The organism is Chryseobacterium sp. HNCC26DJ238 (assembly GCF_057180465.1).
This window is the reverse complement of the sequence record NZ_JBXUGI010000018.1, coordinates 62,085-78,986: the sequence shown is the minus strand read 5'-3', so window position 1 is coordinate 78,986 and position 16,902 is coordinate 62,085. Positions and strand designations below refer to the sequence as shown.

Below are 16,902 nucleotides of genomic sequence, written 5' to 3'. Positions count from 1 at the left end.
TAATTAACAACCTACTCAAAATCAATAGATAAGCTGACTCAATACTACGTGCACGTATGAATACTCACCCGATAAGGACTCATATTTTGAGTATATAGTTATTAATATTAACCTCAGATGAGATATTTAGCTTTTTTCTAATCCTGTACTTTCTGCTTTCAATGGCTCTTACACTACATTTAGTGCTGAGAGCAATTTTCTTTGTGTCAAAATTTAACCTCATTAATGCGCAGATATGGATTTCAGAATAAATAAGTTTTGGATTAATGAGTAAAATATTCGGTGTAAATTCAGGGAAGTATAATTGAAACTTCTCAAGAAAAAGAGGGGAACCGCTTTCAGCCAACTCTAAAAGATCTGCAATATTCTCTTCAGTTAAGTTATTACTTAGAATCTGCTGCATCATAAGTTCATTATTTGTTTTCAACAGGTCTTCGATTGTAGAATTTTTAAGTATTGCATCTCTTACTAATACATGAATTAAACCGTCTTTCTGACTTACAAAAACGATGTCGATTGAAAATGTGATAACAGAAAATAAAATATTGATAAGCTTTACGATTTTTAATCCTCATTATTTAAAAACCTGCTTTTAGGTAAAAAATCAAAACGGTAGTACGAACAGGCGATAAAACTTAAAGTGATAGCCAATACAATTAACGCTATTGAGGGATAATCTTTTCTATCATTGAAAAAAAATGGTATTGCAAACAACAGGGAAAAATAAAAATAATCTACTCCACCATTTCTATGAGTATAAATATGAAAAAAACTTACTGTTAAAATCAGTAAGATATACATTACAATGAGCTTTAATGCTTTACCAAATCTTCTTAGCAGATTTTTTATCAGCAGGAAAGTCAGCCATAATGCTGTAACAGAAAACAGTATTGTAGAAGCGATTACATCACCAAAAAATAATATGGAAAAAATGGAATAAAATAAAAATAAACATAACCATTTGTAATCTTCAAGTAGCTACTTCTTAAATTATCATGAGTTTTATCAGCCTGACTATTTAAACTGAAAAAAATCTTACATATCAATTTATTCATATATACTAAACAATTTAATAGTATACTCACCCGTGATAAAATTTTGATCACATTTTTTTTACTATTCTTAACAGAATAAAATTAATAAATTCGCAATACAAATCAATTACACGTAAATAAATTATTTATTACAAAACTATAATTTTAAATACATACTAATAAATACATAAAAATACTTTATTATAAATAAAAGATTAATAATTTAAATACCATCTATTTCCACAAATTCCAATTGTTACAAACAATAAAAAGGAGAAAACCGGTATAGCTTTCTCCTTTTTACTGTTTGTTATATTTTTATCAGAACTACCTCATTTTTGCAATAATGTCAATTCCGCCTTTTGTCTTATCACCTATTTTACAAATAATTTCTGTATCCAGAGGTAAGAAAATATCCATTCTGGAACCGAATTTTATAAAACCGAATTCGTGGCCCGCTTTTGCGGTATCTCCTTCATTACAATAGAAAACGATTCTTCTTGCCACGTATCCTGCAATCTGTCTGAACACAATTTTATGCCGCTCCATACTTTCTACCGCAACTGTTGTTCTTTCATTTTCAGTAGATGATTTTTCGTGCCAGGCCACCAGGTATTTTCCCGGATGATATTTTTTATAAATTACATTTCCTGAAACAGGATACCTGCAGATGTGAACATTTAAAGGAGACATAAAAATAGATACCTGTATGGCTTTCTCTTTTAAAAATTCAGTTTCTTCCACTTCTTTGATCATAACAACTTTTCCGTCAACCGGCGCAATCACATTCTCTGTGTGATCCAGAATATCACGATTCGGAACTCTGAAAAACCAAAATACCAAAGCATAAATAATTAACAGGGGCATAACGATTAACAGCGACCACATTTCCAGAAAATATATAGAAACGGCTGCGATAACCGCAAATAAGATACTGGCAACTGCAATAGTGCCTTTCGATTCTTTATGTAATTTCATCTATGAATATATATTATTTTTTATTCGCCTGATTCAATCGCTCTAAAACAATAGCTATGATGAGGCGATTCTGTAGAGTTTTAAATAAATTTCTCTAAAATAAAGTACAAATATACGACAGGAACGCAAATTAAAAAACTATCCAGCCGATCTAATACACCTCCATGTCCCGGGATGATATTTCCACTGTCTTTGACCCCGAAAGTTCTTTTCAGCTGGCTCTCCACCAGATCACCTAATGGAGCAAACGCAGCTATCAGAAAACCAACCACCATCCAGTTTCCACGAAGCTGAGGCTGATACTTTTCTACAAAATAAGACAGGATCAAGGTAAGAACTACTCCGCCGGCATAACCTTCCCACGTTTTTTTCGGTGAAATAACGGGAGCCATTTTATGTTTTCCGATAGATTTCCCAACTAAATAAGCAAAGGTATCACTACTCCAAATTAATATAAACAAAAAAATTACCTCCAAAGAAAAATTACTGTCATATGATGAATATTTAGGTAATCCTAATGCGAAGGAAAATGGAAGAGCAACATAAATAACGGTGAAAATAAGCTTTCCACTGTCAAAATACAGTTCACTTGTAAATTTAAACAGCGTCACCACAGCAATCACAATAAGCGAAAGAGCCAAAATCTCTGTCAGTCTGAAATTAAAATAAAAATCGTGATAGAAAAAACGTTTGGAAAACATGTAGAAAATAAGGAGCACGATTGGCAATACGATCCATTTTTCGTATCCATCACCGAACTTCATGATTTTAATACACTCCCAGGTTCCCACTAACAAAAGAAATGTAATCAGTCCATAATACAGGTATTGCTGTTTTACAAGACCGGGTGATACATAATCCAGAAGCTGAGCTCCCAGAGGTGTAGTACAGAGAATAATGACTGCAATATAAACAATCCCTGAAATAGTTCTCTGAATAAGATTTTTGTCCAAAATTTAAAATTTAGATTGCTTCTAGTCTTCTAACAGCAGTAGAAACAGCTTGGTATTATTATTTGCAGCGGTATCCAGTTTAGAATGATTTCCGCTTATTGAAGTAAGATTTTTAATATTTCCGCTGCGTTTTATCTTCCCCATAGCATCATTTAAATTATTGACAATTTGAGAGACATTGGCCATGACAATAATTTTCGAGGGCAGTCTTGAAGAATGATAATGCAGAATATTATTGTGTGATAGCATAATTCTTCCGTCATATGCAATCAGATACTCACAAGTGATAAATGCAGCATCGTTGACCATTTCAAGTTGAGGCGTATGAGAAATCTTTACAACATTTAAAAAATTCTGCAAATCTTTATCACAGCAGAAAACAGAATTCACTCCTTCAATCTTTAAGATTTGGTTTAAGGTCTGCAAAGCTTCTGCTTCGTCTGCGCAATAATTAAAAAAACCTCCTGAGTGGGTAAACAATTGGGCAAACTTATAATCAAGATCTGCATTTTTCAGCGAATCTCCTAGCTTTTCCAGACTTTGTTTATCATCTTCCTCAGGCTGATTAGTCAGTTTGCTTACAATTCTTTTAAATAAACTCAACTTAATGTATTTTTAGTCAACTTACTACAAAAATAGAAAATTAATTAGAATTGCTTCTAATAATATTGCTTTAAAATAAAAAATCCCGGCAATTTTATGATCACCGGGATATATTCAATTGAATTTAAATATTTTAAAGCTGAGAAGGACTTTCAGGTGCCTGAATTTCTCCCTCCTCCACTTTTTCATGTAAAGGAATCGTATTGGTCACCGGTCTTTCTGTCAATTCAGGATCCCAGGCTCTCTTACCAAAAATTTCCTCAAGGTCTTCCCGGAAGATCACTTCTTTTTCAAGAAGTTTTTTTGCCAGAGCATTCAGTTTATCTTTGTTTTCATTTAAGATTCTTACTGCTCTTTCATACTGATGTTCGATAATCGTTTTGATTTCCGTATCAATTTTGGAGGCTGTTGCTTCAGAATAAGGTTTGCCAAAGTTATATTCCGACTGCCCTGAACTGTCATAGTAAGATATATTTCCAATATTAGGGCTTAATCCGTAGATTGTAACCATTGCCTGCGCTCTTTTAGTTACCGTTTCCAAATCTGAAAGTGCACCTGTAGAAATATTATTGAAGATCACCTGCTCTGCCGCTCTTCCTCCCAAAGTTGCACACATCTCGTCCAGCATCTGTTCAGTTGTTGTTAACTGTCTCTCTTCAGGAAGGTACCACGCTGCACCCAGTGAACGCCCTCTAGGCACAATGGTCACTTTCAGTAATGGGGAAGCATGCTCTACCAACCAACTGATTGTAGCATGACCCGCCTCATGGAAAGCCACTCTTTTCTTTTCAGATGGTTTGATAGCCATATTCTTTTTCTCAAGACCACCGATAATTCTGTCAACAGCATCTAAGAAATCCTGCTTATTTACAGATTCATGACTGTTTCTTGCTGCAATTAAAGCAGCTTCGTTACACACGTTAGCAATATCTGCCCCACTGAAACCCGGAGTCTGTTTTGCAAGAAACTCTCTGTCCACGGTATCGTCCAATTTTATTTTCTTCAGATGAACATCAAAGATTTCTCTTCTTTCATGCATTTCAGGAAGATCAACATACACTGAACGGTCAAAACGACCTGCTCTCATCAATGCTTTATCAAGAATATCTGCTCTGTTGGTTGCAGCCATTACGATAACATTAACGTCAGTTCCAAAACCATCCATTTCAGTAAGCAGCTGATTTAACGTATTCTCTCTCTCATCATTCCCTCCTGAAAAATTGTTTTTACCTCTTGCACGCCCGATAGCATCTATCTCATCAATAAAGATAATGGCTGGAGATTTAGCTTTTGCCTGCGCAAACAAATCTCTAACCCTTGAAGCACCTACTCCAACAAACATTTCCACGAAATCTGAACCTGATAATGAGAAGAAAGGAACTTTAGCTTCACCTGCAACAGCTTTCGCCAATAAGGTTTTACCTGTTCCCGGAGGGCCTACCAAAAGTACCCCTTTAGGAATTTTACCTCCTAATTTTGTGTATTTCTCAGAATTTTTAAGGAAATCGACAACTTCCTGTACCTCTTCTTTAGCTCCTTCTAACCCTGCGACATCTTTGAATGTCGTCTGAATTTTTTCTTTTTCATCAAATAATTTAGCCTTGGATTTACCAATAGAGAAAATCTGTCCTCCAGGGCCTCCGCCACCTCCCATTTTTCTGAAAAGAATAAAGTAGAATAATCCCAAAATTGCAATCCATATCAATGCAGAATATAAAATTTCCGTGAATGGACTTTTTCCGTCTGCATAATCTTTAGACGTCTTAATTGCCGGATTATCTTTCTTTATCGTCTCAAATTTTTCTAAAAAAAGTTGTAAATCCCCGTACTTTAAGCTATAATCAGCTTTTGCGGGACCTCCTAGACTTGAAAAAGGATTTACTTTATCATCTTTCGTTACGGTTTCTGTTTTGGCAGCCTTAGTAAGAAATACCTCGGCTTTCTGTGCCTGTTTATCAATCAACACATTCTGAACTTTCCCCGTCTGCATTTCTCTGAAGAAAGCATCTTCGTCAATAGTCTTTGCATTATTATCGCCCATAAAGACAGAGCCGAAAAATAACAGAAGGGCTATTATTGCGATTGGAAAAAACCAGTTAAATCCTTTATTATTCATTTAATACTTTTAAAATTTATACTTCACTTTCTATTTTTGTAATGACGGCATCACCCCAAAGCTCTTCAATATCATAATACTGACGGGTTTCTTTCTGGAAAATATGTACTACTACAGTTACATAATCTACCAGAACCCACATTGAGTTTTCTGTACCTTCTACATGCCAAGGTCTGTCCTGAAGCTCGTTTCTTACCTTTTTCTCTACACTTCCTGCTAATGCTGAAACCTGCGTATTTGAGTTTCCGCTACATATTACAAATGTTTCTGCTACCGAATTTTCAATTTTTGAAAGATCGAAAATCATAATGTCTTCACCCTTTACATCCTGGATAGCTTCTACAATTTTATCTATTAGCGCTTGCTTTTCTACTGTTTTATTCATTAAAATATACTATAATCTGCAAATTTATTGTTTTTCTTTTACTTTAACCTTACTTTTAGGGCTTTAATGTCTTAAAGTTTTCTTAAATGAACGAACTGTTTTATGAAAAAGAGTGTTCTTCTACCAATGACGAAATATCTCAGGTTTTACTTTATCCATATTCAGATTTTATCGGTCTTTATACTTTCAACCAGACAGGCGGAAGAGGACAATACGGAAACCGCTGGACTTCCCAGCCTGACCGGAATATTGCTTACACCCTTGCTGTAAAAACACAAAATATCACACACAGTGATTTTCTTTTCAATTATTATACCGCATCAGTAATACAGGAATTTTTAGCGGCATTAACAGAAAAAAAAGTAAAAATAAAATGGCCGAATGACATTATCCTTTCCAATAAAAAAGTAGTGGGAATACTAATTGAGAAGAAAAAAATCCATCAGGAAAACTATTTCATCATCGGAGCCGGATTTAATGTCCTTCAGGAAAAATTTGATCAGATTTCCAATGCAGGCTCTATTTACACACAAACCGGTCTGAAACTTAACTTGAATGATTTTAGCAGGGAGTTTCATGAATTTTTAACTGAAAAATTCAAAAACCTGCCTTCTTCAGAAGATATTTTAGACTATTTTAATGCTAATCTCTTCAGAAAAGATGAAATATCCGTTTTTGAAACAGAAGGGGTAAGACAAAATGGAATAATCAGGAAATGTGATGAGAACGGTAAATTATGGATCGAATTTGAGGAGGGACTCAAGCCTTTTTATCACAAAGAAATAAAACTGCTCTACTGATTGGCCCTTTTGATATACAGTACCAAAGTTAACGGGAAAAAGATAATATTTGGCATCCACATAGCCAGTACAGGAGATAAAATTTTATTCTCAGAAACCACTTTTAAAGCCTCAAAAGAGAAAACAAAGACAAATGCCAAGGAGATTCCTATAGCGAGGTTGATTCCTAATCCCCCTCTTTTCTTTTGGGAGGAAAGTGACAATGCCAAAAATGTCAGTACGATAATTGAAACAGGCATTGAGGTTCTTTGATGAAATTCATTCAGATGCGCATTGAGGTTACTGTTTCCTTTTTCCCGCTCCCTGTCAATAAATTTTATCAGCTCAGGCGTAGTTTTATTCTGACCCAGAAGTTCATTAGGAAATAATTCTTCAGGAGCCTGTCCATAACTCTTTCTAAGCTCAAATCCCTGTCCCAGTTTTTCTGAATCATTGTTATTGATGGTTTTCTCAAGGTAACTGTTGAGGACAAACTGCTTTTTTGCAGGATCCCAATAGGCGTCATTTGCCTTCAGTTCATAGAGCATTCTGCGGTTTTTATCAAACTTCTGATAAACAAATCCGTACCCCCTGTGTTCTTTTTTATTCCAGGAATTGATAAAGATATACTCTGTTTTACTTAATTGTGCGGAAACGGGGGCTGTACCAAGAATTTTATCCTTATTCGTCTGGTTATACGTGTAAGCCTCCAGTGCATTTTTCTTGATGTTGGCCCACGGCAACACAAAATGATTGACAACGAGTGAAAAAACAGCTATAAAAAGAGAGGTCAGCAGATAAGGCTTGGCAAATCTGTGAAAACTGGCTCCACTACTGATAATGGCCACAATCTCAGTATTATTCGCCATTCTTGAAGTGAAGTAAATTACAGATATAAATACAAGAATGGCCAAAAAAGTGACGACTAAATTAATAATCCAGAAAGGATAAAAATGGATGAGAAAATACGTCAGATTCAGTTTTGGGTCAAGAGCAGTCGCATTTTCAATTCTGGGAATTTTCTGCTGAACGTCAATCACCAAAACTACCGTAGAAAGCAGTATCAGCATGAAACCAAAGGTTCCAAGGTATTTTCTAACAATATATCGGTCAACAATTTTAAACATCCGCTAAATTAAAGTCTTTGTCTTAAAACAGGAACAACAGAATTTTTCCATTCGTAAAAATCTCCGGCAATGATATGTTCTCTTGCCACTTTCACCAGATCGAGGTAAAAAGCAAGATTATGAATAGAAGCAATCTGCTTTGCCAGATATTCTTTTGAAACAAATAAATGACGCACATAAGCTTTTGAATATTCCCTGTCTACAAAACTTGTCCCAAATTCATCCAGTGGAGAAAAATCCTTTTTCCATTTTTCATTCTTGAGATTCATGACCCCCTGCCAAGTAAAAAGCATTGCATTTCTAGCATTTCTGGTAGGCATCACACAATCCATCATGTCAATTCCCAAACCGATAGATTCTAAAATATTCCAGGGAGTCCCAACGCCCATCAGGTATCTTGGCTTGTCTTTTGGCAGGATATCCGTCACTTCATCCGTGATTCTGTACAGTTCATCTTCTGGTTCACCTACTGAAAGCCCGCCAATAGCATTACCCTCAGCTCCTGCTTCTGCAATAACTTCAGCAGAAATCTTTCTCAGATCTGAATAAGTAGATCCCTGTACAATCGGGAAAAATCTTTGTTTATGTCCGTATAATTCAGGATTCTTTTCATTCCAGTCCATGCATCGTTTTAACCATCGGTGTGTCATGTCCATCGATTTTTTCACCTGGTTATATTCGCTAGGATAGGCAACACATTCATCAAATGCCATAAATATATCTGCACCAATCTGTCTCTGAATCTCCATAGACTTTTCCGGAGTAAACAGATGAACGCTTCCGTCAATATGAGATTTGAATTTAACTCCCTCTTCAGACATTTTTCTTGTACCTGAGAGTGAAAAAACCTGGAAACCTCCGGAATCGGTAAGAATCGGGAGATCCCAGTTCATAAACCGATGCAGTCCGCCTGCTTCCTGCATTACCTCCATACCGGGACGAAGATAAAGGTGATACGTATTTCCCAGAATAATCTGGGCTTTTATATCATCTCTCAGTTCCCTCTGGTGCACGGTTTTCACACTTGCAACAGTTCCTACCGGCATAAAAATAGGCGTCTGTACAACACCATGATCGGTGACCAGTTCTCCTGCTCTCGCTTTTCCCTGTGAAGTTTTTTCTATCCTAAAAAATTGCTGCATACTATCTAACTAATTTGGGGAGATTTGCTTCCGGGACAGTTTTGCTTTTCACAAAATCTTTTGCCTTTGGGTCTTTCTGTAAAAGAATTTCCTGCGCATCATCCACAATTTTACTCATTTTTCCTTTTGCTACATAATATTTGTAGCTCTCAATAAAGTCATCTGCTTTTACATGATGATTTTTAAGGATGTACCTTGTTCCGCTTTCCAGGTTTTTCCCCTGAAATGTATTGGTTACCTGATCGTTGATGGCTAAATCAGCCATAATCTCAGACATCGTACCTTTATCAAGCAGATTTTTTGGCTCATCAATATATTCACTGCAGGATACCACAGACAAAAACATAAAAAGCACTATCAGTCTTCTCATAATTTATTGATTATTGATTTCCACTTCAAATTTAAAACACCAAATACAGCTTCATGGATGATTCCCCCATTCATTTTGCTTTCCCCTAATTCCCTGTTTGTGAAAATAATAGGAACTTCTACAATTTTGAAACCTTTCCTGAAAGTTCTGAATTTCATTTCTATCTGGAAACCGTATCCTTTCAATTTCACATTATCAAGCCCGATCTCTTCTAAAACATTTCTTGAAAAGCAGACAAATCCGGCTGTAGTATCATGAATTGAGAGCCCAAGAATAAATCTGACATATTTTGAAGCAAAATATGACAGCAGAACTCTTCCCATCGGCCAATTGACTACATTAACCCCTTTTGAGTAACGGGAGCCAACTGCCATATCGGCTTTCTGACAGGCCTCAAACAGTTTGGGTAAATCATTGGGATTATGGGAAAAATCGGCATCCATCTCAAAAATATAGTCATAATTATTCTGCAGTGCCCATTTAAATCCATGAATATAAGCCTTACCCAGTCCGTCTTTAATATGCCTTACCGACAGATGTAGGGTATGAGGATGTATTTTCTGCAAGTCCTTAACGATATCTGCGGTCTTATCGGGTGAAGAATCATCTACAACTAAAATATGAAACTCCTGTTCCAATGCAAAAACAGCAGAAATTATCTTTTCGATATTCTCCTTTTCGTTATACGTTGGAATGATGACGAGTTTTTTCATTTGAATTGGCAAAGATAAGTTATTTAAGCTTTTTATTTTATACAAAATAATCTATAATTTTGCAAAAAAACATTCCGTTGCCACAGTCCCAAGATTTTACGAACCAAATAAGAATACCTGAAAATAATGATTGGGTAGTTTTTATCCTTATAGGATGCCTTTTCCTGTACATTTTTATGATGAACGTCATAGAGCGCGAAGCCACGCTCAAAGATTTTCTGCTTCAGAAATATTACGACTCAAGCAATAACTTACCAAGCTGGATCATCACATCTCTGGTAATTACCTTAAGTATGACGGTCTTAATTTCACAATATATTCCGGTCGTTCCTGAATATGTGTCTAAACTAAATGTTTTAGGTTATCAAGTAAATAAAGTCGGATACTGCCTTATTTCTGTTTCATTATTTTATATTCTCCGCACTGCTTTAGGTTTTTTATTTTACCAAAGTATAGGCGACGGAAAGAAATGGACTATATTTTATTTCACTTCCACCAAGTTTCATTTTATTCTCTCAATTTTACTGATCATTCTCTGCATCACCCACTACTACTTCCCTATTGACAGGAATGAAGCCTTTCTCTACTATGTATACTTTTTTATATTTGTTTTTGTATTTAAGATTTTTTTCTACTTATTTCACAGAAACAACATATTACCCCAAAAATGGTATTATAAATTTTTGTATATTTGCACGCTTCAAATAGCACCTTTGTTGCTGCTATGGAAGTTATTATTTATTTAATAAAAGTACATGATGAGAATAAAGTCTATATTGGTTTCTCAACCATCACCTAGTGAGTCTTCTCCATATCTGGAAATCGCAAAGAAGGAAAAAATAAAGATTGATTTCCGTCCTTTTATCCACGTAGCAGGGGTTGACAATAAAGAACTAAGAACACAAAAGATAGATTTGACGCAGCATACCGGTATTATTTTTACCAGTAAAAATGCGATTGACCATTATTTCAGACTCGCGGAAGAATTAAGATTTTCCGTACCTGATACGATGAGATACATCTGTCAGTCTGAAGCTATTGCCAATTATCTCCAGAAACATATTGTTTACAGAAAGAGAAAAATCAGTTTCGGAGAGAAAAATTTTGCAGACCTTTTGCCTCTGTTTAAGAAATTTCCTTCTGAAAAATATTTACTTCCTTCGTCTGATGTTTTAAGCCCTGACATTCCAAAAACTTTAGATGCGGCCAATATTCAGTGGACAAGAGCAATCATGTACAGAACGGTCTGCAGCGATTTAACGGATATCAACATCAAGGATTACGACATGCTTATTTTCTTCAGCCCACAGGGAATCAAGTCGTTACAGCAAAATTTCCCGGACTTCAAGCAGGAAGACACCAAAATTGGAGTCTTTGGCCCAACAACTTCCGCAGCAGCAGAAGAAGCGGGATTAAAGATTGATCTCATGGCACCGACAAAAGAAACTCCTTCAATGACTATGGCGCTGGAAAAATATATTAAGAGCCTGCACAAATAGTTTTTGAAACTTTATACCATACAGCCGTCTTTTCGCCTAAAGGAAAGATGGCTTTTTTTTAATTAAATTTGAATAAAGATTAATATTTGAACCATTTTCATTTTAAAATGCATAACAGGCATTCAACAAATGAAAACAAATTCAGTGAAAAATTAAAATATCCGGATGAAAGCTCCCCAAGCAAAAAAGACAGAACATATACTCGAAATCCACGGAGATAAAAGAACAGATCATTATTTCTGGATGAATGACAGAGAAAATCCGGAAGTCATCAAATATCTCGAAGAAGAAAATGCTTATGAAGAGATTATAATGAAAGAAACCGAAGCTTTCCAGGAAGATCTCTATGAGGAAATGAAAGCACGCTATAAGAAAGACGATGAATCTTTACCTTATTATTTCAATGCGTACTGGTACATTGTCAGGTATGAAGAAGGAAAAGAGTATCCTATTTTCTGCAGAAGATTTAAGACGATGGACAATCCAGAGGAAGTCATTCTTGATGTAAACATTCTTGCAGAAGGCCAGGATTTTTTTGAAGTGGCCAATGTTGCCGTAAGTCCCGATAACGAATGGGTATCTTTTTCAGAAGACAATGTCGGCAGAAGAATCTACGGTTTAAATTTCAAAAATTTAAAGACTGGTGAAATTCTAACCGATAAGATAGAAAACACGACAGGGAAAGCCGTTTGGGCAAACGACAACAAGCATATATTCTATATAAGAAAAGACGACAGCCTGCGTGCTTATAAGGTTTACAGACATACGCTTGGAACCGCTTGCTCAGAAGATGTTCTGATTTTCCATGAAGAAGATGAAACTTTTGATGTTAATGTTTTTAAAACAAAATCTTTAGAATATATTTTCCTGGCAAGCTCAAGTACAATTTCTGATGAGCATCACTTTATCCCCTCAGATAATGTCTTTGCAGAATGGAAAGTCATTCAGCCGAGAATGGATGATTTAGAATACTCTGTTGAGCATTATAAAGATGAATTTTACATCATTACCAATGCAGACGATGCAACCAATTTTAAAATAGTAAAAACAAAGATCGATAATTGCGGAATGGAAAATTGGGTTGACCTGATCCCACACCGCCCGGAAGTTTTACTGGAAGGTTTTGAAATTTTCCGGGACTATCTTGTTTTGGAAGAAAGAGAACAAGGGCTTTTACAAATCAAAATCATTGACGAGAAGAATGGAGAATCTTATGATTTACCTTTTTCAGACCCAACGTATACCGCTTACATTGGTTTAAATTTAGAATTCAATACAGACATACTCCGTTACGGATATACTTCTCTTACTGTTCCAGGTTCTACATTTGAATATAATATGAAAGATAAAACGACCAAACTTCTGAAACAACAGGAAGTTCTGGGCGGAAAATTTGAAGCGGAAAATTACATTTCAGAAAGAATCTGGGCGGACTCAAGAGATGGTGAAGCAAAGATTCCTATTTCTTTGGTCTATCACAAAGACACCAAAAAATCGGCAGAAACTCCAGTTCTGTTATACGGATATGGAAGTTACGGACACACTGTTGATGCCAGTTTTTCTAATGTGAGGCTTTCAATTTTAGATCGGGGTTTCATTTATGCAATTGCCCACATCCGCGGAGGCGAATATCTTGGCAGGGAATGGTATGAAGACGGAAAAATGCTTTTCAAGAAAAATACCTTTTTCGATTTTATTGATGCCGGAAAATATTTAATAAAACAGGATTACACTTCATCACGACATCTGTACGCAATGGGAGGAAGCGCAGGAGGTCTGCTGGTGGGAGCTGCCGTTAACTATGAACCGCAGCTGTTTAATGGAATTGTAGCTCAGGTACCGTTTGTAGATGTTGTAACAACGATGCTTGACGAAACAATACCTTTGACAACCGGAGAATACGACGAATGGGGAAATCCGAATGATAAAGAATTCTATCACTACATGAAAGAATATTCTCCTTACGACAATGTTGAAGCAAAGGATTATCCGCACATGCTGATCACCACAGGTTTTCATGATTCACAGGTACAGTATTGGGAGCCGGCAAAATGGGTTGCCAAATTACGTAAACTGAAGACTGATGACAATCTTTTATTATTTAAAACGGATATGAGCTCTGGCCACGGAGGCGCAAGCGGAAGATTTGAATCATTAAAAGAAGATGCATTGGAATATGCATTTCTGATGAAACTTGAAAATAAAATAATCTAGATCATTCTGCTGATTTTGTTTAAATTTATCATTAAATAAAATTTAACGTTACTATTAATTTTTGCAGTAGTTACAGTCATTTATTATTTTATACAAAAAGATAAAATCAGAAGAAGTGAAAAAAGAGAAGATTTCAGAATCAGAAAGGAGGACAAATTAGCGGAACTTCTAGAAAATGCAAGAAAAGAAGACAGAAGGCTGTACGATAATAATAACGATAAATAAATGTTTTATTCTTTATTGTTCAGAAGAATACCAAACAAATAGATCATGACAGAAGCAGAATTATGGGCGAAGGTTGAAGAATTTTTTGAAACCAATTTCGACACAGAAAAGCACCCGCAGATTGACACCATCCTATTCTTAATCGGTGTCCAGGAACTTGGAAGCGGACAGCAGAAATACACGAAAGATGACAAACTGAATATTCTTCATATTGCGGTCTGCACATTACTGGAACCTTTTGGATATTTTAAATTTACACATTATGATAAGGATGGCTATCCGCACTTTGAAGAACTGGAAAAGCTTCCTGAACTGAAACCTAATGAACAGCAGCTTTTGATGAAGAAAGCCATTATACATTATTTTCAGGAAGAGGAATTAATTTAAAAATGAGATAATTCGAAAATTTTCAATTACATAACAAGAAAAATGGAACGTAAATTTATGTTCCATTTTTTTATTTCAAATGTTTATTAACCGAGTTTAATATTTAAAATTTTCAAATGAGTAGATTCTCAAATTTTTAAATTACCAAGAATCTCTTCCAGCTGATTCAACCCCATTTTAAAACCTTCCTCAAAACCCATCTCCAATTGCTTTTTCATATCTGTTTCATTTTGAAAATGCATATTTACAGTGACTTTTGTACCTTCTTCAACTCCTGTAAAACCTAGAAGCCATTTGGTTTGTGGAAAACTGTCATCAATTTTTCCATTTTCATCACAGAAGGCATCAACTCCGTCAAAGCTTCGGTGATCATTAATTTCTCCGTATTTAACCTTTGAAAACACCTGTTCACCATCAGGACCGTTCATAGAGTATAACCAAAACCCTCCTTCTTCAAAATTCAGACTCTTTGTTCTGCATATCCATGGTTTTGGTGCCCACCACTGATCAAGCAGTTCAGGCTTGGTAAAACAGCTCCATACTTTTGAAACTTCTGCATTATAAACAGTCATTACATAAATGCTTTTCAAATCAAAATCTTTATTGAAAACTATTTCTTTACTCATAGAATTTATTTTTACTAAAATTAGAAATTTAAATTGAAAAAGGGAAATATATACACCGTAAACAAATACAAATTCCCAAAAAAATGTTAAAAAACATGATTTTAAGAAATTAGAAACAATATTTTGGCGCATTTTTTGTTTATATGGTCATAAAATATTTAATTTTAACATTTGTAATTACAAATTATTATATTCAATGAATAACAAATTCATCCCGATAATCTCGGTTTTCATGACGATCTCACTGATTGTTTTCGTAACCCTGCAGTTTTATTGGCTTAAAGGCTATTACGGTGCTTTGGAACAGGAATTTTCCAACAAAGTATATACAGCTCTTGAAAATACTACCAAAACAGTTTCTGATCTGGAAGTAGATAAAGTCCTCAACGAAAATTATGACAATTTCAGAGACAACATTATTGCCAACAATAAAAAACCATCGCTGACAACGATCCAACAGACCATTGATTCGGGAACTCAAAGATCAATCGTATACTCCAAAAACCTTATAGAACAGAAACTGCTTCCTTCAAAAAGAGGGGATTCATTAAGCCTAACAACATTATACACTGACGAAGCAGCATACAAAATAAAAAAAGATACAACCAAAAGAGAACAGCTGACTTCAGAAATCAATCAGGACATACAGAGCGGGGACTGGGGAATGAAGGAGTTTGTAAAAGTAAATGGAAGCACATTGCCGATTACAAAACGTGTCGACGCCAAAGTTCTGGATTCAATTCTTGCCAAAGAATTGGGAATGAAGGGAATTTCAGCTAATTTCGGATATGGAGTGACAGATAAAAACAATAAACTTACCACTGTCGCCAATAAGGTTTTTAAAGAAAAGAAAGAGGGCAACACTTATTCTTACCCCTTATTTACAGATACTAAAGACCGAACTTTATATACTCTGGCATTAGTTTTCCCAAAAAAAGAATATTCTCTGGCTATGAACAACTGGCCGATGCTGCTCGGAACATTTCTTTCTCTTCTTACGATTCTGGGAATTTATATCATTTCCATTAATTATATGATGAAGCAGAAGAAAATTGCTGAAATCAAAACTGATTTCATCAACAATATGTCTCATGAGTTCAAAACTCCGCTGGCAACCATATCGGTAGCAACAGATTCTTTAGCCAATGATAAAATTGCAACCAATCCGGAAAAGGTGAGATACTACTCCAGTCTTATTAAACAGGAAAACCTGAGAATGAAAAAACAGGTAGAAAATGTCCTGAACATGTCTAAACTGGAGCGGAATGAAGTGAAATTATTCCTGAAAGAGACCAACGTAAGGGAATTAATAAAGAAAACCACAGAATCATTCGGACTGATTGTTTCACAACGGAACGGTACGCTGAGGCAGGAATTCAACGCAAGTAAATACATATTCAGAATTGATGAATTCCACATTTCAAATATGTTGGTCAACCTTTTGGACAATGCCAATAAATATTCTCCGGAAGCACCTGAAATTGACGTTAAAACCAGAAATGAAGGAAATTGGTATGTGATTGAAATTTCAGATAAGGGAATGGGAATGGAAACAGAAAACAGAACCAGGATTTTTGAAAAATTCTTTCGTGAGGAAACCGGAAACATTCATAATGTAAAAGGCCAGGGATTAGGACTTTCGTATGTAAAAAAGATCATTGAACTCCACAAAGGTCAGGTGATTGTAGATTCAGAAAAAGACAAAGGAAGTACATTTATCATTAAGCTTCCAATGGCTTAGATATAAAAAC

17 protein-coding genes are annotated in these 16,902 nt (G+C 35.4%); 6 read left to right on the top strand and 11 right to left on the bottom strand.

What is annotated here, in order from left to right; genetic code table 11:
* Positions 1-79: 79 nt before the first annotated feature.
* From AC2A07_RS16450 to rsfS, 6 genes are all read right to left on the bottom strand, one after another.
* Positions 80-406 (bottom strand): helix-turn-helix transcriptional regulator, encoded by a 327-nt coding sequence (locus AC2A07_RS16450; RefSeq protein ID WP_484051283.1) that lies wholly within the window; start codon positions 404-406, stop codon positions 80-82.
* Positions 407-1,361: 955 nt separating this feature from the next.
* Positions 1,362-2,012, bottom strand: coding sequence for a phosphatidylserine decarboxylase family protein (locus tag AC2A07_RS16445; protein ID WP_484051282.1), 651 nt, complete (start codon positions 2,010-2,012; stop codon positions 1,362-1,364).
* 80 nt (positions 2,013-2,092) lie between these two features.
* On the bottom strand, positions 2,093-2,965 hold the full coding sequence (locus AC2A07_RS16440) for a phosphatidate cytidylyltransferase (RefSeq protein ID WP_484051281.1): 873 nt from the start codon (positions 2,963-2,965) through the stop codon (positions 2,093-2,095).
* Positions 2,966-2,986: 21 nt separating this feature from the next.
* Complete coding sequence (locus tag AC2A07_RS16435) at positions 2,987-3,568, bottom strand: LUD domain-containing protein (RefSeq protein WP_484051280.1); 582 nt, start codon at positions 3,566-3,568, stop codon at positions 2,987-2,989.
* A 133-nt stretch (positions 3,569-3,701) separates the two neighbouring features.
* Complete coding sequence (ftsH, locus tag AC2A07_RS16430; RefSeq protein WP_314493815.1) at positions 3,702-5,684, bottom strand: ATP-dependent zinc metalloprotease FtsH; 1,983 nt, start codon at positions 5,682-5,684, stop codon at positions 3,702-3,704.
* Positions 5,685-5,700: 16 nt separating this feature from the next.
* Positions 5,701-6,069, bottom strand: a complete 369-nt coding sequence (gene rsfS, locus AC2A07_RS16425) for a ribosome silencing factor (RefSeq protein ID WP_314493817.1) — start codon at positions 6,067-6,069, stop codon at positions 5,701-5,703.
* An 86-nt stretch (positions 6,070-6,155) separates the two neighbouring features.
* Here rsfS and AC2A07_RS16420 point away from each other — a divergent pair, with 86 nt between their 5' ends.
* Entirely contained in the window at positions 6,156-6,869 is a 714-nt protein-coding gene (locus tag AC2A07_RS16420; RefSeq protein WP_484051279.1) for a biotin--[acetyl-CoA-carboxylase] ligase, read from the top strand.
* Here AC2A07_RS16420 and AC2A07_RS16415 read toward each other — a convergent pair.
* The 4 genes from AC2A07_RS16415 to AC2A07_RS16400 are packed head-to-tail and all read right to left on the bottom strand — an operon-like array spanning position 6,863 to position 10,200.
* Positions 6,863-7,975, bottom strand: coding sequence for an LptF/LptG family permease (locus AC2A07_RS16415; protein WP_484051278.1), 1,113 nt, complete (start codon positions 7,973-7,975; stop codon positions 6,863-6,865). The genes AC2A07_RS16420 and AC2A07_RS16415 overlap by 7 nt on opposite strands.
* An 8-nt stretch (positions 7,976-7,983) precedes the next feature.
* Positions 7,984-9,117 carry a tRNA guanosine(34) transglycosylase Tgt gene (gene tgt / locus AC2A07_RS16410; protein WP_484051277.1) on the bottom strand — a complete coding sequence of 378 codons (1,134 nt, stop codon included), beginning with the start codon at positions 9,115-9,117 and terminating at the stop codon, positions 7,984-7,986.
* A gap of 1 nt (position 9,118) precedes the next feature.
* Complete coding sequence (locus AC2A07_RS16405) at positions 9,119-9,487, bottom strand: DUF4296 domain-containing protein (protein WP_484051276.1); 369 nt, start codon at positions 9,485-9,487, stop codon at positions 9,119-9,121.
* Positions 9,484-10,200: a polyprenol monophosphomannose synthase gene (locus tag AC2A07_RS16400; RefSeq protein ID WP_484051275.1), complete on the bottom strand. Its 717-nt coding sequence runs from the start codon at positions 10,198-10,200 to the stop codon at positions 9,484-9,486. The genes AC2A07_RS16405 and AC2A07_RS16400 overlap by 4 nt, the downstream gene beginning before the upstream one ends.
* Positions 10,201-10,259: 59 nt before the next feature.
* On the opposite strand from AC2A07_RS16400, the gene AC2A07_RS16395 reads away from it, so the two are divergent.
* The 4 genes from AC2A07_RS16395 (at position 10,260) to AC2A07_RS16380 (ending at position 14,525) form a co-directional block, all read left to right on the top strand.
* Positions 10,260-10,946: a DUF4271 domain-containing protein gene (locus tag AC2A07_RS16395; protein ID WP_314493828.1), complete on the top strand. Its 687-nt coding sequence runs from the start codon at positions 10,260-10,262 to the stop codon at positions 10,944-10,946.
* Positions 10,947-10,958: 12 nt separating this feature from the next.
* Complete coding sequence (locus AC2A07_RS16390) at positions 10,959-11,699, top strand: uroporphyrinogen-III synthase (RefSeq protein WP_484051317.1); 741 nt, start codon at positions 10,959-10,961, stop codon at positions 11,697-11,699.
* Between the two features lie 165 nt (positions 11,700-11,864).
* On the top strand, positions 11,865-13,913 hold the full coding sequence (locus AC2A07_RS16385; RefSeq protein ID WP_484051274.1) for a S9 family peptidase: 2,049 nt from the start codon (positions 11,865-11,867) through the stop codon (positions 13,911-13,913).
* Positions 13,914-14,183: 270 nt separating this feature from the next.
* The gene (locus AC2A07_RS16380; protein WP_314493833.1) at positions 14,184-14,525 is read left to right on the top strand and encodes a hypothetical protein; all 342 of its coding nucleotides are present in this window, start codon (positions 14,184-14,186) and stop codon (positions 14,523-14,525) included.
* 128 nt (positions 14,526-14,653) lie between these two features.
* Here the strand turns inward: AC2A07_RS16380 and AC2A07_RS16375 are convergent, their stop codons facing one another.
* Complete coding sequence (locus AC2A07_RS16375) at positions 14,654-15,151, bottom strand: SRPBCC family protein (RefSeq protein WP_484051273.1); 498 nt, start codon at positions 15,149-15,151, stop codon at positions 14,654-14,656.
* A gap of 196 nt (positions 15,152-15,347) precedes the next feature.
* On the opposite strand from AC2A07_RS16375, the gene AC2A07_RS16370 reads away from it, so the two are divergent.
* Positions 15,348-16,892, top strand: coding sequence for a sensor histidine kinase (locus tag AC2A07_RS16370; RefSeq protein WP_484051272.1), 1,545 nt, complete (start codon positions 15,348-15,350; stop codon positions 16,890-16,892).
* Positions 16,893-16,902: the final 10 nt, after the last annotated feature.

Coding starts and splice junctions, on each gene's coding strand:
- AC2A07_RS16450 (WP_484051283.1), bottom strand. CDS start 406: ATGATGCAGCAGATTCTAAGTAATAACTTAACTGAAGAGAATATTGCA.
- AC2A07_RS16445 (WP_484051282.1), bottom strand. CDS start 2,012: ATGAAATTACATAAAGAATCGAAAGGCACTATTGCAGTTGCCAGTATC.
- ftsH (WP_314493815.1), bottom strand. CDS start 5,684: ATGAATAATAAAGGATTTAACTGGTTTTTTCCAATCGCAATAATAGCC.
- rsfS (WP_314493817.1), bottom strand. CDS start 6,069: ATGAATAAAACAGTAGAAAAGCAAGCGCTAATAGATAAAATTGTAGAA.
- AC2A07_RS16420 (WP_484051279.1), top strand. CDS start 6,156: ATGAACGAACTGTTTTATGAAAAAGAGTGTTCTTCTACCAATGACGAA.
- AC2A07_RS16415 (WP_484051278.1), bottom strand. CDS start 7,975: ATGTTTAAAATTGTTGACCGATATATTGTTAGAAAATACCTTGGAACC.
- tgt (WP_484051277.1), bottom strand. CDS start 9,117: ATGCAGCAATTTTTTAGGATAGAAAAAACTTCACAGGGAAAAGCGAGA.
- AC2A07_RS16405 (WP_484051276.1), bottom strand. CDS start 9,487: ATGAGAAGACTGATAGTGCTTTTTATGTTTTTGTCTGTGGTATCCTGC.
- AC2A07_RS16400 (WP_484051275.1), bottom strand. CDS start 10,200: ATGAAAAAACTCGTCATCATTCCAACGTATAACGAAAAGGAGAATATC.
- AC2A07_RS16390 (WP_484051317.1), top strand. CDS start 10,959: ATGAGAATAAAGTCTATATTGGTTTCTCAACCATCACCTAGTGAGTCT.
- AC2A07_RS16385 (WP_484051274.1), top strand. CDS start 11,865: ATGAAAGCTCCCCAAGCAAAAAAGACAGAACATATACTCGAAATCCAC.
- AC2A07_RS16380 (WP_314493833.1), top strand. CDS start 14,184: ATGACAGAAGCAGAATTATGGGCGAAGGTTGAAGAATTTTTTGAAACC.
- AC2A07_RS16375 (WP_484051273.1), bottom strand. CDS start 15,151: ATGAGTAAAGAAATAGTTTTCAATAAAGATTTTGATTTGAAAAGCATT.
- AC2A07_RS16370 (WP_484051272.1), top strand. CDS start 15,348: ATGAATAACAAATTCATCCCGATAATCTCGGTTTTCATGACGATCTCA.